Origin of the sequence: Kocuria varians (assembly GCF_006539885.1) — a bacterium.
Taxonomy (GTDB): Bacteria; Actinomycetota; Actinomycetes; order Actinomycetales; family Micrococcaceae; genus Kocuria; species Kocuria varians.
Window position 1 is genome coordinate 20,345 of sequence record NZ_BJNW01000001.1, and the last position, 14,276, is coordinate 34,620.

Genomic DNA, 14,276 nt, shown 5'->3' on the forward strand with positions numbered 1-14,276 from the left:
AGCAACGGGGCCCCGCCGCAGGAGTGGGGACGCACCCCGTCCTCAGCGCGGCTGCTCGCGCAGGTAGGTGGCCGTGCGCTCCGGGGTCATGGCGGGGGTCTTTCCCCCGGCCAGGCGCGTGATGGTGGTGAGGTCGGCGGAGGTCAGGTCCGCGGACACCGCGTTGACCTTCGACACGGCGTCGTCGGACAGGGAGTCCGCGGCAATGGCCACCACGCGTTCAGGGCGGAAGAGGTGGTCCGGGTCGTCCAGGGTGACGAGGCCGTCGTCCTCGATCACCGGTTCCGTGGAGTGCAGCACCGCCGCCTGCACCTTGTCCGCCAGCAACGCGTTCACGAGCTCGTCCGTGCTGCCGTACTCGGGGACGGACTTGGGCGTGCAGTCGTAGTAGGCCTTGAGACCCGGCGAGCCCTGGGCGCTCGACGCGTAGCCCGTGGGCACTCCCACGCTCATCGCCCCGCAGTGCTTGCCCAGGGTGTTCATGTCCCCGAGCGAATACTTGGCGCCGGTCACCGTGGTCACCACCACGCGGTCCGTGCGCTGGGCACCGGAGGAGTCGAGCAGCTCGACGCCGCGCGGTAGCACGTCCGGCAGGGCGCGGTAGACGTCGTCGTCCGAGGGCCCGGTCTCGCCGGTGATCCCCAGGAACTGGCCCAGGGAGTCGAGCAGGCCGCGGGGCGTGTCCGAGGTCCCACTGGGGGCCGCGGTTGCGGACGAGCTCGCGCTGGGCTGCGGAGAGGCCGGCGTCTCGTGCTGACGCGCGTAGACGTAGAGGTCGCCGCTGAAGTCCGGGACCATCGTGGCGCGCCCGTCCTGCAGGGCGTCCATGATCTCCGCGCGCGAGGAGCCCACGTCCACCACACTGGCGGCCACGCCGTCCGCGGCGAGGCGCTGCTGGTAGAGGTGGGCGAGCACGCGGGTCTGGGTGTCGACGCCCGTGGCGATCTTCACGGTGCCACCGGAGGACGACGCCGCCGGGTCCGGTGCATCCTGCTCCTGCGCCTGTCCGCAGCCGCCCAGGACGAGCGCTCCCGCGGCGGCCGCAGCCGTGGCCCGCAGCCGCCGGTTCACCGCTCGCCGCCGCGCCCGGGCTCGGTGGACACGTCCTGCTCGGCCACGGTCTCCGGCGGGGTCGGCGCGCCCTCGACCTGCCCCGCCAGACCGGCAAGACGCAGGGCCTGGTCCACGAGATCCAGCCGCTTGGTCCGGCCGATCTGCGTGAGCGGGATCCAGGCGACGTCGTCCGAGGAGCCGTTCTCCTCCACCGCGAGCTCCCCGCCGGTGATGTGCGCCCGGTAGATCACCCGGCACGCGTGGTTGCCGCGCTGCTGCCCGTCCAGGCGCTGCTCGGGGCTCATCCAGTAGCTGTGGACGTTCACCAGCCCGTCCGAGTCCACGTGGAACCCGGTCTCCTCGAAGACCTCCCGGACCATGGTCTGCTCGGGCTGCTCGCCCGGTTCCATGCCGCCGCCGGGCAGCGTCCAGGCCCCCTCGAATCCGGGGTGGCGGGGGTTCCAGTGCGTGAGCAGCAGCTGCTCGTCACGGATGATCAGGGCGTACGCGCCCACGCGGGAGTCGAAGGGCTGAGTCATGGCCGCCAGTCTACTGACGGGCCCCGGTGCCCGCCGGGCAACGCGCAGAGGCTGCGGGCTTTCGCCGTGCCGCACACTCCTGCCCGGTTCCGGGCCCGCGCCAGCGCGTCTGAGCGGGGACCCATAATGGGCGGATGAGCATCGTGGAGAACGCCATTTACCGTGACGGCCGCAGGGTCGAGTCCCCCGGGTCCCTCGAGGACACCTACCGGCTGCTGCAGTCCGTGCTGGACGACGCGCAGCGCGCCTCCGACCAGGCGGCCCCCGCCGCGGCCCCCGCCGCGGACGACGACGCCTCGCACCCGGGCGCCGAGGGCGGCGTCGTCGCCCCGCGCCCCGCGGAGGACACCGTGGTCGCGTGGATCAGCCTCTACCGGCCCTCCCGGGAGGAGATCGCCTCGCTCGCCGAGCACTTCCAGCTCCACGAGCTGGCCGTGGAGGACACCGTCCAGGCCCACCAGCGGCCCAAGATGGAGCGCTACGGGCACACGCTGTTCACCGTGATCCGCCCGGCGGTCTACCAGGACGAGACCGAGACCGTGGAGATCGGGGAGATCCACATCTTCACCGGCCCGAACTTCGTCATCACCATCCGCCACTCCGAGTCCAGCGGCGTGAGCAAGGTGCGCAAGCGGGTCGAGGCGGACCCGGACCTGCTGCGCACGGGCCCGGACGGCATCCTCTACGCGCTGCTCGACCAGATCGTGGACGACTACTTCCCCGTGCTCAGCGGCCTGGAGAACGACATCGACGAGATCGGGGACGCCCTGTTCGCCGGGCAGTCCAACGTCTCCCAGCGCATCTACGAGCTGGGGCGCGAGATCAGCGACTTCCACCGCGGCGTGGCACCCCTGAGCGAGGTGATGCGCCGGTTCTTCGCCGGGTTCAGCAAGTACCGCACGGACGAGGAGCTGCAGCACCGCCTGCGGGACGTGCTCGACCACGTGATCCAGGTGACCGGCAAGCTGGAGTCCATGCGCTCCTCCCTGGGGGACGCCATGAGCCTGGACTCGACCCTCACCACAGCCCGCCAGAACGAGGCCGCCATGGTGCAGAACGAGCAGATGAAGAAGATCTCCTCCTGGGCGGCCATCCTCTTCGCGCCGTCCATCGTGGGTTCCATCTACGGCATGAACTTCAAGAACATGCCCGAGCTGGACTGGGCCCTGGGCTACCCCATGGCGCTCGTGCTCATGGTGCTCGTGGGCGTGGTGCTCTACGTGGTGTTCAAGATCAAGAACTGGCTCTGAGCGGGCTCCCACCCCGGGCGGTTAGCCTGACGGGGATGGACAACCTCGAATTCTGGCTCGACAAACCCCTGCGCGTGCTCATGGTGATCGTGGGCGCGGTGGTGGTCTCCGCCGTCGTGCGCCTGGTCATCCGCAAGGTCACGCGCGGGATCGCCCGCGGCACTCAGTCGCGTATCGTCAAGCGCTTCGACCACGGGCAGGCGCGCTGGGTGCAGGACTCCGGGCTCGCCTCCGAGCGGCAGTCCCTGCGGGCGCGCACGATCGGTGCGGTGCTCTCCTCGGTCTGCTCGCTCGTAGTCTGGGCCATCGCCATCCTCATGATCATCTCGGAGCTCGGCTTCAACATCGGACCGGTGCTCGCCTCCGCCGGGATCGCGGGTGTGGCGCTGTCCTTCGGGGCGCAGTCGCTCGTGAAGGACTACCTCTCCGGCGTGTTCATCGTCGCGGAGGACCAGCTGGGCATCGGCGACTCCGTGGACCTGGGCGAGGCGATCGGCACCGTGGAGAACGTGGGGCTCCGCGTGACCCAGGTGCGCGACGTCAAGGGCACCCTGTGGCACGTGCGCAACGGGGAGATCCTGCGCGTGGGCAACCAGTCCCAGGGCTGGGCCCGCTGCGTGCTGGACATCCCCGTGCCCTACGACACGAACATCGACCTCATCGCGGACATGATCGCCCACGAGGCGCAGATGGTGCGCGACGATCCGGACATCGGCCCCAGCATCGTGGAGGACCCCGAGGTCTGGGGTGTGGAGAGCGTGACCGGCGAGAACGTCACCCTGCGGCTCGCGGTGAAGACCGCCCCGCTGCAGCAGTGGGACGTCGCGCGCGTGATGCGCGTGCGGATCAAGAAGATGCTCGACCGCGAGGGCCTGCGGATCCCGCTGACCAACCAGGTCACCGTCCGCACGGGGTCCGAGCCGGAGCTGCAGGGCGACGCCCCCACCACGTCCTTCCCCATGCCGCGCGTGCCCACCACGGGCAACCTGCGCACCACCCCGGTCCGCCCGTTCGTGGGCGACGAGGACAGCCACACCCCGGACGGACGCACGCCCAGCCGCGACGAGACCGGCGGCGAGGGCACCACCTCCTCGGAGCGCCGCGGGGACGGCTGAGCGCCTGACATCCGAGGCTGGGCGGGCAGAATCCCTGCGGGATGCGGGCGGGCCCGTCTCGCACGGGGTGAAACGTGTCGGGTGGGTACGTCCGAGCAGGACGTGCTCAGCGCCGCTTCTTGGCGCGCCCGTTCTTGACCTTGCGCCCCGGCTTGCGGCGCAGCCCGGGCTTCGTGCTCGCGCCGGCCTTCGCCCAGCCGCTGGACTGGCCCTTGCCCTTCGGGGTCGCGGCGGTCGCCTCCGCCGGCGCGGCTCCGGTTCCGGTTCCGTTCGCAATCTCGGACGACGACGACGCCCGCTCCGGTCTCCCGGCGCGCGTCCGGTCCCCGTTCTTGGCGGTCCGCCCGGATCCATCTCGGCGCGAAACTGTGGCCTCGCCCTGACGAGACGCCGCGGCGTCGTTGCCACGAGAATCCGCGCCGCTGCCCCGGCCGCTGGACTCCTTGCGGCCACGCACGACACCCACGAAGCGCTGCACGGCGTCCTCGACGGCGTCCTCCAAGCCGCGCGGCCACACCAGGGCGACCGGAACGGTCGGGGCGTCGGTGATCTCGCGGGTGGTGACGTCCTTGCGGGCGTGCAGCCGGGCCACGGACATCGGCAGGACCACCGGCCCCACACCGGCGGCTGCGAGCTCCACGGCCATGGCGGCGTCGTCGATGTCCGCGTGGGCCTGCGGCGTGGCCTCCTCGGTGAGCTGCGCGAGGGTGAGGGTGTCCAGGACGCCCAGGACGTCGTCGGTGCTCAGCACGGCAACGCGCAGCTCGTCGTAGAGGGGAACGGCGTGGTGGGTCGTGCGCAAGGACTCGAGGGACGGGCCCGCCGGGTCCCAGCCCAGGCGCACGAAGCACGCCGTGACCTCGCCGCCGTCCAGGGCCTCGCGCCAGCCGGCCGCCGGGACCAGGGCGTCGCGCAGCACGGGCTTCATGCGGCGCTCACGCCAGCGTCCGAACCACTTGCCGGGCATCACACCGGGGACGTAGCCGATGGTCAGGCTGTCCTCCGCGGGCGTTCCGTCCGCTTCCTGCTCGTCCTCCCCCGCTGCCGCGGGCGTCGTGACCTCGGGCGCGGTGTCCTCAGGAGCGGTCACGTCGTCCGGCGCCGCACTCTCCGGGGCGGGCTCGGACAGGGGCGATGTGGGTTCCGCGGCGGTCATCCCCCCACTGTAGATGCCGCGCCGCAGCGACCCGCACACGGGCTGCGCGGTCGCCACGCAGGGGCTCAGCGAGAAGGATGTGCGAAAAACCGCCGGGCGGGCTAGAGTGTTTCCTGTTGTTCGGGGCTTTAGCTCAGTTGGTAGAGCGTTTCGTTCGCAATGAAAAGGTCAGGGGTTCGATTCCCCTAAGCTCCACGTAAAGTTGAACGTTCGAACCTTGCCCCGCCTGATCGCGAGGCAAGGTTCTTTCGTTGTGTGGCCTGGGGATGGCGGCGAGGATCGTCGCGATCGTCTGGGCCGGTTCGAGGGCGGCTTGGTCGTCGTCATCGATGGTGATGCGGTCGAACAGTGCCCGGTTGAGCATCCGCCGTTCGGCGGGTTCGGCCTTCGCGTAAACGTCGCCGATGTCGGTGAGCAGGCCGAGGATCGCGTCGAGCCCGACCTTCGCGTTGTCGTAGGTCGATGTGAGGGTGTCGAGCCGGCCGGTGATGGCGTGGAGGCTCGCGCGGATGCGGTCCTGTTCGGTTTTGAGGAGGTCGATGGGGATCGCGTCGGCGTAGTGGGCTTGGAGGAGCTTGACCTGTTCGGCTTCGAGCTTGACCTTCTGCCCGGCAAGGAGGGTCCGTTCATCGCTGGTTGACTCGGCGAGGGCGTCGAACACCTGCCCGAGGACGGCCTGGATCTGTCCGGCCTCGTCCTCGGTGACGGAGACGTGCTGGTAGCGGGTCTCGATGCTCTGCTCGACGCGGTGGACGAGGGCGGCGGTGCGCTGGCAGTCGTTGCGCTTGAACCGGCGGCCGGTGCAGGTGAAGTAGTCGTAGGCGACGCCCTGGTGGTTGCGGGGCCGTTCGAACATGAGCTTCTTCCCGCAGCCGCAGTAGATCGAGCCTTTGAGGTAGTGGTCGTACTTCTGCGGCTTGTCGCCGGTGACGTGGTTCTGCTGGAGGATCGTCTGTACCTGTTCGAACGTCTCCGGGGTCACGAGTGGCTGATGGGTGCCGGGGTAGGTGACCTCGCGGAACGTGACGATGCCCTGGTAGTAGGGGTTCGTGAGGATCTTGTGCAGCCCCGTGGTCGTGACCGGCTTCGCGGGGAACGTCGGCGTGGGCCGGGTGACAAGGCCGCGGGTCTCCAGCTCCCGGGAGAGCTTCGATACGGACCAGTCGCCGGTGGCGTAGGCGGTGAACGCGAACCGGATCAGGTCGGCCCGGTCGGGATCGAGCTGCACGTCGCGCACTTCGTGCCCGTTCGCATCGGTGAGGCGGACGTTGAGGTAGCCGATGGACGCTTTCTGCACGAGCCCCTTGGTGACCTCTTGGGCGAGGTTCAGGGAGTAGAACTCCGCGATCGAGGCCATGATGCCGTGCATGAGCATCCCGGAGGGCGTCTCGTCGATGTTCTCCATCACCGAGACGAGCGTGACCCCGGCTTGGCGGAGTGTGGCGTGGATGATCGCGTCATCGAGCCGGTTTCGGGCGATCCGGTCGACCTTGTTGATGATGCAGTACCGGACGGGATGCTCGGCGAGGTAGTCCAGCATCTCCTGGAGGGCTTTGCGGCGGGCGGTCTTGCCGGACTCGCCGGGCTCGATGAACTCCGCGACGATGACCGCACCGAGCTGGTCGGCCTTGCGGGCGGCGGCCTCGCGCTGCGCGGGGATGGACAGGCCTTCTTCGAGGCCGTTGCGGGTGGCTTGGTCCTTGGTGGAGACCCGCAGGTAGGAGATCGCCGGCACTTTCCCATCGGGAAGGGTGACGTCGAGGGCCTGGGTCGCGGGGCCGGCGAGGGAACGCAGGGCGCTGAGGTCGAGGCCGGCAGGAAGGTCGAGGAGCGTCATGGTCGTGACTGCCTTTCGGGCGCTCACCCATTCCCAGAAGGGATGGGTGCGGGCGCCGTCGGGCTGTCACGACACAGATGGGGAGGCCTGCCGAACCGCGACGGGTTCGGGCAACAAAGGGTAAGCCGGTAGCGCCCTGATGGACGTACTACGTACCAGGGATTCTACCGCTCGCTGCTCAGCAGCGCCCGGAGTCGGGTGCCGGCCTGCCCGGCCTTCGTGCCGGTGCCGGCTTCTCGCAGGGCGACGCGGATGAGGACTTCGGCGACCTTCTCCACGTCGATCTGCTCGCGCCGGGTGAAGGTGACGCGCAGGTTCCGGTCCGCGGAGGGCCGCTGGGTCTTGCGTTGATAATTCCGCACCACCGCTCGTCACCTACCCATCGTCTGAGCGCGCGGCATCATCGAGGCGGGCGAAGACGGCGTCTTCGGCGGCCTTGCGGCGGGCGACCTGCGCGATCACGAACGCCACGAAGTCCGCGCGGCGGTCGGTGATCGGGGTGTCCTCGACCGGCGGGGCGGGTGGTTCGCCGGGCCAGGCGGTCTGTCGGGAGGGCCGGTCGCGGTCCAGGCGGGTGCCGGAGGCGGCGACCCAGTCGCGGAGGCGCTGGCGGGCGGCGGTGAAGTCGCGGTGCCAGCCGATCGCGGCGGAGGCGTTCTGTTCGGGGTCGTAGGCGCCGAGCCAGTGCAGGTGCAGAGCGGACAGCTCCCATTGGAGCTCGGGGTGGCGGTGCCAGTAGGGCGGGATCACCGACGCGGGCAGCGCGTAGGTTCGCCTCAGCCATTCGACCCACCGGTTGAGGGCGAGCCATTCCTGTTCCAGGTCGTGAGAGAGCAGCAGGTTCCAGTTCACCGGACGAGGCGGCCCCGGGATGTCATCGTCAGGGTCGAGCCGCCCGAAGTCCTCCTCCTCCCATTCCTCGGGTTCGGAGCCCATGTCGTCGGGTGGGAGCGTGGCGTCGTCGTTCATCATGCTTCGCCCCTCTCACATGGCCCGTGCGGGCTGCTCATAGTCGGGCTGGTCCTGCACGGGCGGCTCGAACGCGACCTGCCGCGCCGGTCGTTGACGGTCCGGGGACTCCATCTGGGAGCGGCGACGCGGGGTGCCGACCTCGGTGTTCATGCGGGCGAGGTCGTGTCCGAACCGGCTTGCGATGAACTCCGTCGATTCGACGCCGGTTTTGGGGTTCGTGCTTGTCTGCGTGCGACCGATCGCGAGGAACCAGTCGCCCTTGGCGAGCTTCACTTCGCCGCTCTCGGCAGCGCCTCGGAACGCCACCACATCGTGGAAGGTCGTGGGGAGCTTGATCCGGGACCCATCGGCTGCGAAGTCGTAGTGCTCCTGCCCGGCCTTGAAATACAGACGTTTCTTGCCCTCGCTGCCTGACGGCTGCGGATCGGAAGCGACGAACCCATAGAAGGCCGTGTCCAGCTCCGGGTCCGGGTCGCGTGGCTGCTCGTTCATCGTGTGCTCCTGACGGTCTGCTCAGGCGGCCACCACTCGTCGGGGCCGCTGCGGCAGGCAGGTGCACTCGCCCTCCCGTCCACCGGGTCAGTCCCAGTGGGCGTCGTGGAGGAGGCGTTCGACCTCGGCCCGGTCGGCTTTGAGCTGGGCGCCGTCGGGGCGGTTGGGCCAGGCGCGCAGGTCGGTGATGATCGGTGGCGCCGAGCGGAGCAGGGTGACGGCGGTGCCGAACGGGAGGGTCCTGATCCGGTCCGGGGGGAGGATCGCGACCCGGCGGACGGAGCGTTGGTTGGAGCGGGAGCCGTAGTCGCCGACCGTGGTCGAGTCTGTCAGCTCGTCGCGTTCCCCGATCAGTGTGGAGAGGTCTTGGAGGTCGCGGCTGTTGGAGGCTCCTCCGAGGAGGATCTTCACGATCGAGGCGTCCCAGATCGCTCCGGCCTGGTGCTCGTTCCACTTGTCCCGCGCCTGCGCGAGCGACTGCAACACCGCGAGCGTCGTGATCCCGGTTCCGCCGCCCTCGGCCATCAACGTCGGCAGGCTCGGCAGCGGGGCGAGGTTGCCGATCTCGTCCAGGGCGAGGAGCATCGGTGGGTCGAGGCGGGCGCCTGTGGAGCGGGCGGCGAGGCGGCGGGCGGTCTCGACCAGATCCTCCACCAGCGCCGCCACCAGGGCGGCACTGTTCCCGGCTCCGGCGCCGGTGGCGAGGAGAAACAGGGTGCCCCGCTGTCGGATGAACGCTTCCGGATCGAACTCCTCGCCCTCTCCCGGGGAGACGGCGTCGAGCACTCGCGGGTCAGCGAGGGCTGCGAGTGAGAGGGAGACGCCTTGCCAGATGGAGTCGCGGGTGCGGGGGTCGGCGTCGATCATCGACGCGAGCGAGTCCGCCCACCCGGTCGCCGCGTCCGGATGGTTGGTGAGGATCGCGACCGCATCCGCCGCGCTCGTGGGGTCGAGCGTCCACCGGAACAGCTCAGTCGGGGTGCGCCGGTCCAGGGCGGCGGCGTGCAGCAGCGCTTGGAGCGCGGCACGGGTTTTCCCTTCCCAGAAGTCGCCGCCTTCGACGCCACCCGCGGACAGTCCGGTGGCCGAGGCGAGGCCGGCGGCGCGGATCATCGCGGTCTGCGGCGACTCGCACCCCCGGATCGGCGACCAGCGGAGCCCGGCGGGCAGTCCTTCGGCGAGGTGCTGTGGATCGAACACCGCCACCGGGCCGATGCGCTTCCTCGCGCGCAGGCAGGCGGTGACGTTATCGGGACGCGTGCTGGTCGTGACCACCGCGCCGGGGGCGTCGAGGATCGCCGGGATCACGAGGAACAGGCCCTTGCCGCTTCTCGGTGCGCCGACGAGGAGGATCGAGTCCTCGATGGAGGCCCAGACCTCGTGCCGGTGCGCGGTGCCGAGCCGGTAACCGACATCCCGGGGTACGGGGCTGTCGAGTGTGGGGCGCAGGGTGCTGGCGCGGCGCATCAACGCTTTGGTGGAGGCGGTCTGGGCGATCTCGTGGCGGGTGGCGGTGCCCTCCTGCCGGTGCGGATCCAGTGCGGCCTGACGCATTGTGCGACGGATCAGACCCCACGCCCAGAACCCGGCCGTGACGAGAGCGCCGAGCATGAGGAGGGCGATCACCCAGTAGACGAAGGGGTTCAGGCCGTCGGCGCCGAGCTGCCCGCCGGGATCACCCGGGTTGAAGAACACCGCGACCCCGCCGGCCGCTCCGGCGGTGGGTTGCGGGGTGCCGCTGAGGAACGCCGCCACGCTACCGGCGGCGCGGAGGACGAACGCGACGCCGAGGAGGCCGCCGACGGCGATGAGGATCAGGTTGGTGAGCTCGTCGCCCATCTGCCCGCTGCCGCCGGGGCGGCCCTGCGGCCCGATCACGACAGGCTCCTGACGGCGATCGTGCCGGAGACCCGCCCGACCAGCACCACCTCGCCCGCCTTCGCCGCCGCGACGAGCGCCGGGTCGAGCAGGGCGCGTGCGCACCCGTCCGGGGTCGCGTCGGTGTGTGCGGTGATGAGGGCGACGGCGACGTCTTCCCCGGCGATGAACCCGTCGCCGCCGTCCACGGAGATCGGATCAGCCGCCCGCTGGCGCTTCACCGCCCGCCGCGGCTCGGACTTCTCCTCGGGCTCGGGGGCCGGGGCGGGGCGTTTCGCGGCGGGAAGGATGTCGGTGAACGTGGTGCCGTCGCTCTCGTGGACGGTCACCCTGACGGCGATGGTCCGGTCGCCCGTGGCGTGGTCGATGATCTGCGCGAACATGGCCCGCCGCCACGCGCCCGCCCCGTCGGGCGGGTCGACGGGGCGGGTGTCGAGGGTGGCGGTGAGGGTGCCGTCGTCGTGCACGTCGAGCACGAGATGCGGCACCGACACCGGAACAGACGAAGGAACAGCGGCAGAAGCAGGGGCGTGTCTCATGCCGCCAGGTGCACCACCCGACCCCGGCCTATGTGCGCGCGGCGGCGCGCGAGCTGGTGTCGAAGAGCCGATTTTCGGCGGGATGGAGCTGGTGCTGGACCACGTAGGAGGAGCCCTTGATCTTCCACAGACCCTGCCCGACCCCGAGCGTCGGCAGTAGCCCCTGCTCAGTGCCCGTCAACCCGAGAGCTGCGGAGGTGGGGCCGAGCTGATCGGATTCCTGCCGGTAGATCACCCGCGTCTCCGCATTCGCGAGAAGCGAGTTGGCGAGGCCGCGCATGGCCGATCCCTGATCGCCCACATTGTCGAGATCGCTGATCTTGTGGAAGATCATCGCGTTCGCGATCCCGTACGCCCGCGCGAGCCGCCAGTGCGCATCCATCCGCCGCAACAACGCCGGCTGGGACATCAGCCGCCAGGCCTCGTCGTAGATGCACCAGCGCTGCCCACCGGCCGGGTCCAGGAGCGCCGCTTCCATCCACGCCGACGAACACGTCATCAGCGCCGAGATCAGCGTGGAGTTCTCGGTGACCTGGGACAGGTCGAGGGAGATCATCGGCAACGACGGATCGAACACCTCCGTCGACGGGCCGTCGAAGAGACCGGCGAGGTCGCCGTGCACTAGACGACGCAGCGCATGCCCGACCATGCGACCGTCCTCCCGGAGGCGGCCGTCGGGGTCGTCGGCGGGGTCGAGGAGGTGGTCGACGACCATCGGCAGGATCGGCACGTCGTTGTCCCGCATCGTCACCGCCAGCGCCGTGTCGATCGCGGTGTGCTCCAACGGCGACATCGGCCGCGCCAGCACCGTCTCCGTGAGGGCGCCGATGAGGTCGCGGCGTCGGGAGATGACCGTCGCGGTCCACTGCTGGTCACTCATCCCGGCCGGCCGGTACCCCTCATCGAGCGGGTTCAACCGGGTCGAGAGGCCGTGGCCGAGCTTGATCGCCCGACCCCCGACCGCCTCCGCGACCGCCGTGTGCTCGCCTTTCGGGTCGCCGGGGATGTAGACGCGCCGCCCGAACCCCAGCGAGCGGGTGTAGAGGGCTTTCGCGAGCGATGATTTCCCGCTGCCGACGATGCCGGCCACCACAATGTTTGGGGCGGTGATGATCCCGTTCGCGTACAGCACCCATGGGTCGTAGACGAAGCTGCCGCCGGAGTAGAGGTCTTGGCCGATGAATACGCCTTGGGAGCCGAGGCCGCCTTCGGCGAGGAACGGATACGCACCAGCCAACATGGCGGAGGTGTCCTGATGCCGCGGCAACCGGAACCGGCCCGGTGACCTGAGCGCGGCGGGGCCGGGTTCGCCGGCGGCGGGCAGATACCGGGTCGCCTTCCGCTCCGCCCGGTCCGCCGTCTTCTTCGCTTTCGCTTCGGCCAGCTCGCGTTGGCGTTGTTCGGCGAGGAGCCGGGCGGCGGCCTGCCGGCGCTGTGTGCGCAGGCGGCGGCGTTCTTTCGACGGGGCGACGAGGACGGCGGTGTGCAGGCGCTCGGCCTCCGGCTGCCGGGTCACAGGTACAGCCCTCGCGAGTCGGCGACCTCCACGATCGCATCCGGCAGGAACCACGACGAGCCATCTGGGCGCTCTGCCCCGCGATGCTGCCCCGCACCCCGCCCCACGGCGGTGTCATTGACCGGCTCGGGTTCGGGGGTGTCGATGCGGCGGGACAGGCCGACGTAGTTCAGGTCGGGGCTGTAGGTGAGGGCGTAGTCGCCGTCGGTGACGAGCCGATCCGCGGGAGTCTGCGGGGCGGTCTCGTAGACGTACCCGTTCTCCAGCGCAGCGCTCACCGTCTCCTCGCCGTAGTCGAAGGCGGCGAGGTATGCGATCGCGGCATCCGGACCCTGCCGGTCGATGATCTCCATCACCGGCTCCGCCTCACTCCCTTGGAGGAACACGACGCTCACCCACCGGTGCTGCGGCTCGTCGGGTCGCCAGGCGATCTGCCCGGCCCGGTTCGTCGCCCGGTCGAGTACCGTGTCGGCCTGCCCGATGTGCGCCGCCGCCTCGTGCAGCGCGGCGGCGGCTTCGAAGGTGAGCTGGCTGCCCGCCTCCCGGTCACCGGAATCGGTCATCGCTCGTCCGGTGTGCTGCTGCTGGGCGCGGGCGAGCTGGTCGAGCACCTGAGACAGGTTCCGTGTGGTCGCCATGAGTTCGCCGATCACCGGATACAGCACCTCGGGGTTCTCGATGCGCTGGGTGGCGTGGGCGAGCCCGCGGATCGCCTCAGAGGCTTCGCGGGCATCGGCGGCAGGGTCGTTGAACGTGGGCATGGTGGACCTCCGTGATCGTCGTGACGAAGGCCAGGTGCTCGCGGACTCTCGGTGTCAGTGGTGCCGGTTACCGTTATCTCGCAGGCAGATCGAGAGGAACCGAGTTGGGATCACAGCAGTACCGGGGCGAGTTGGAGCGCAAGCGGAAGCAGCGCGTGGACGCGGAGAAGAAGGCCGGCGAGTACCGGAACAAGGAGTCGAAGAAGCGCGCCGAGGCCGCCAAAGCTCGTCAAGAGGCTGCGAAGACCAGCAGCGCCACGACGGCCAAGACGAAGCTGAGCCGAGCCAGTCAGCGCGACAAGGAAGCTGCCTCCGCTGGGAGCGAGGCGAACAGATGGCAGACCAAGGCATCCGGATATGCGAAGCAGGAAGCTGACATCCAAGCCAAGTTGGCGAAGGCCGAACGCTCGGAAGCTGTCGCGGCCGAGCAGAAGCGCAAACGAGAGCAGGCCGCCGCTGAACGGCGTGCGGCAGCCGAGCGCGCCGAGACCGACGCTCGATTCAGCCGCACCGAGCACAGCGTCGGAGAAGCCCTGCGGGAACTGCGGGCGCCCAAGCCTGAAAAGCTCCGCGTCCTGCTGCTGGGAGCATCCTCAGAGGGCGACCTGCGCGTCGGACGGGAGCAGAAGCGCATCCGTGCTGCGGTCGAGTCCGCCTTGCACCGGGATCTGATCGAGCTCGATGTGCGTCCCGCCGCGACGGCCAGTGATCTGCTGGATGGCATCACGAAGTTCCGCCCGCACGTCGTGCACTTCTCCGGCCACAGCAACGAAGACTTGATCGTCTTCGAGTACGAGAATGACGATCCGCATGAGGGACACCGCGTCCCTGCTCGTGCTTTCGCTCGGGCCATCGCGGCGACCGACGACCCGCCGCTGCTGGTGCTCCTCAACGCCTGCAAGTCCGCTGGTCAGATCGACAAGCTCGTGGAGGATGTTGTGCCGTTCGCGATCGGCATGGCCGACAGCATCGCCGACGGTGACGCGATCAACTACGCAGCCCAGTTCTATGCCTCGATCGCGAACGGACAATCGGTCCGCTCAGCACATCTGGCCGGACAAGTCGCACTGGAGATGGCCGGACTCGACGGTGCTGAACTGCCCACCCTCGCTTCTGCCGCGGACGTCGACCCCGCCACCGCGATCCTCGTGAAGCCCGCCGCCTGATC

14 protein-coding genes, 1 tRNA gene and 1 pseudogene are annotated in these 14,276 nt (G+C 69.8%); 5 read left to right on the forward strand and 11 right to left on the reverse strand.

From position 1 onward, the window contains the following. Window positions 1–42: 42 nt before the first annotated feature. Window positions 43–1,071, reverse strand: coding sequence for a glycine betaine ABC transporter substrate-binding protein (locus KVA01_RS00090; RefSeq protein WP_068466924.1), 1,029 nt, complete (start codon window positions 1,069–1,071; stop codon window positions 43–45). Further along, window positions 1,068–1,592, reverse strand: coding sequence for an NUDIX hydrolase (locus tag KVA01_RS00095; protein WP_141268380.1), 525 nt, complete (start codon window positions 1,590–1,592; stop codon window positions 1,068–1,070). The genes KVA01_RS00090 and KVA01_RS00095 overlap by 4 nt, the downstream gene beginning before the upstream one ends. A gap of 134 nt (window positions 1,593–1,726) precedes the next feature. On the opposite strand from KVA01_RS00095, the gene corA reads away from it, so the two are divergent. Both corA and KVA01_RS00105 read left to right on the forward strand, forming a co-directional pair. Next, complete coding sequence (corA, locus tag KVA01_RS00100; RefSeq protein ID WP_141268382.1) at window positions 1,727–2,842, forward strand: magnesium/cobalt transporter CorA; 1,116 nt, start codon at window positions 1,727–1,729, stop codon at window positions 2,840–2,842. A 35-nt stretch (window positions 2,843–2,877) separates the two neighbouring features. Then, window positions 2,878–3,957 carry a mechanosensitive ion channel family protein gene (locus KVA01_RS00105; RefSeq protein ID WP_141268384.1) on the forward strand — a complete coding sequence of 360 codons (1,080 nt, stop codon included), beginning with the start codon at window positions 2,878–2,880 and terminating at the stop codon, window positions 3,955–3,957. Window positions 3,958–4,063: 106 nt separating this feature from the next. On the opposite strand, the gene KVA01_RS00110 is transcribed toward KVA01_RS00105, so the two are convergent. Next, a complete protein-coding gene (locus KVA01_RS00110) occupies window positions 4,064–5,113 on the reverse strand; it encodes a LysR substrate-binding domain-containing protein (protein ID WP_141268386.1) in 1,050 nt (349 codons plus the stop codon). 122 nt (window positions 5,114–5,235) lie between these two features. On the opposite strand from KVA01_RS00110, the gene KVA01_RS00115 reads away from it, so the two are divergent. Together KVA01_RS00115 and KVA01_RS00120 are read left to right on the forward strand one after the other, a co-directional pair. Then, window positions 5,236–5,308 (forward strand) — tRNA-Ala (locus KVA01_RS00115). A 22-nt stretch (window positions 5,309–5,330) separates the two neighbouring features. Continuing rightward, window positions 5,331–5,753 (forward strand): hypothetical protein, encoded by a 423-nt coding sequence (locus tag KVA01_RS00120; RefSeq protein ID WP_141268388.1) that lies wholly within the window; start codon window positions 5,331–5,333, stop codon window positions 5,751–5,753. Between the two features lie 354 nt (window positions 5,754–6,107). Here the strand turns inward: KVA01_RS00120 and KVA01_RS13185 are convergent. From KVA01_RS13185 to KVA01_RS00160, 8 genes and pseudogenes are all read right to left on the reverse strand, one after another. After that, a pseudogene (locus tag KVA01_RS13185) lies at window positions 6,108–6,950 on the reverse strand (recombinase family protein); the annotation flags it as partial. 164 nt (window positions 6,951–7,114) lie between these two features. After that, entirely contained in the window at window positions 7,115–7,312 is a 198-nt protein-coding gene (locus KVA01_RS00130; RefSeq protein WP_218023591.1) for a hypothetical protein, read from the reverse strand. Window positions 7,313–7,325: 13 nt separating this feature from the next. Next, entirely contained in the window at window positions 7,326–7,919 is a 594-nt protein-coding gene (locus tag KVA01_RS00135; protein WP_218023588.1) for a hypothetical protein, read from the reverse strand. A gap of 15 nt (window positions 7,920–7,934) precedes the next feature. Continuing rightward, window positions 7,935–8,414 (reverse strand): single-stranded DNA-binding protein, encoded by a 480-nt coding sequence (locus KVA01_RS00140; protein WP_141268393.1) that lies wholly within the window; start codon window positions 8,412–8,414, stop codon window positions 7,935–7,937. Between the two features lie 87 nt (window positions 8,415–8,501). Then, on the reverse strand, window positions 8,502–10,292 hold the full coding sequence (locus KVA01_RS00145; protein ID WP_371858557.1) for a type IV secretory system conjugative DNA transfer family protein: 1,791 nt from the start codon (window positions 10,290–10,292) through the stop codon (window positions 8,502–8,504). Continuing rightward, window positions 10,289–10,759 (reverse strand): hypothetical protein, encoded by a 471-nt coding sequence (locus KVA01_RS00150; RefSeq protein ID WP_233438711.1) that lies wholly within the window; start codon window positions 10,757–10,759, stop codon window positions 10,289–10,291. The genes KVA01_RS00145 and KVA01_RS00150 overlap by 4 nt, the downstream gene beginning before the upstream one ends. 100 nt (window positions 10,760–10,859) lie before the next feature. Beyond that, window positions 10,860–12,347 (reverse strand): putative type IV secretion/conjugal transfer ATPase, encoded by a 1,488-nt coding sequence (locus KVA01_RS00155; protein ID WP_141268397.1) that lies wholly within the window; start codon window positions 12,345–12,347, stop codon window positions 10,860–10,862. After that, a complete protein-coding gene (locus tag KVA01_RS00160) occupies window positions 12,344–13,108 on the reverse strand; it encodes a hypothetical protein (RefSeq protein WP_141268399.1) in 765 nt (254 codons plus the stop codon). The genes KVA01_RS00155 and KVA01_RS00160 overlap by 4 nt, the downstream gene beginning before the upstream one ends. A gap of 104 nt (window positions 13,109–13,212) precedes the next feature. On the opposite strand from KVA01_RS00160, the gene KVA01_RS00165 reads away from it, so the two are divergent. Beyond that, a complete protein-coding gene (locus KVA01_RS00165) occupies window positions 13,213–14,274 on the forward strand; it encodes a CHAT domain-containing protein (protein WP_141268401.1) in 1,062 nt (353 codons plus the stop codon). Window positions 14,275–14,276: the final 2 nt, after the last annotated feature.

What these genes read in the sequence shown, in the direction of transcription:
- KVA01_RS00095 (WP_141268380.1), bottom strand. Translation starts at nt 1,592, where the DNA reads ATGACTCAGCCCTTCGACTCCCGCGTGGGCGCGTACGCCCTGATCATC.
- corA (WP_141268382.1), top strand. Translation starts at nt 1,727, where the DNA reads ATGAGCATCGTGGAGAACGCCATTTACCGTGACGGCCGCAGGGTCGAG.
- KVA01_RS00105 (WP_141268384.1), top strand. Translation starts at nt 2,878, where the DNA reads ATGGACAACCTCGAATTCTGGCTCGACAAACCCCTGCGCGTGCTCATG.
- KVA01_RS00110 (WP_141268386.1), bottom strand. Translation starts at nt 5,113, where the DNA reads ATGACCGCCGCGGAACCCACATCGCCCCTGTCCGAGCCCGCCCCGGAG.
- KVA01_RS00135 (WP_218023588.1), bottom strand. Translation starts at nt 7,919, where the DNA reads ATGAACGACGACGCCACGCTCCCACCCGACGACATGGGCTCCGAACCC.
- KVA01_RS00140 (WP_141268393.1), bottom strand. Translation starts at nt 8,414, where the DNA reads ATGAACGAGCAGCCACGCGACCCGGACCCGGAGCTGGACACGGCCTTC.
- KVA01_RS00160 (WP_141268399.1), bottom strand. Translation starts at nt 13,108, where the DNA reads ATGCCCACGTTCAACGACCCTGCCGCCGATGCCCGCGAAGCCTCTGAG.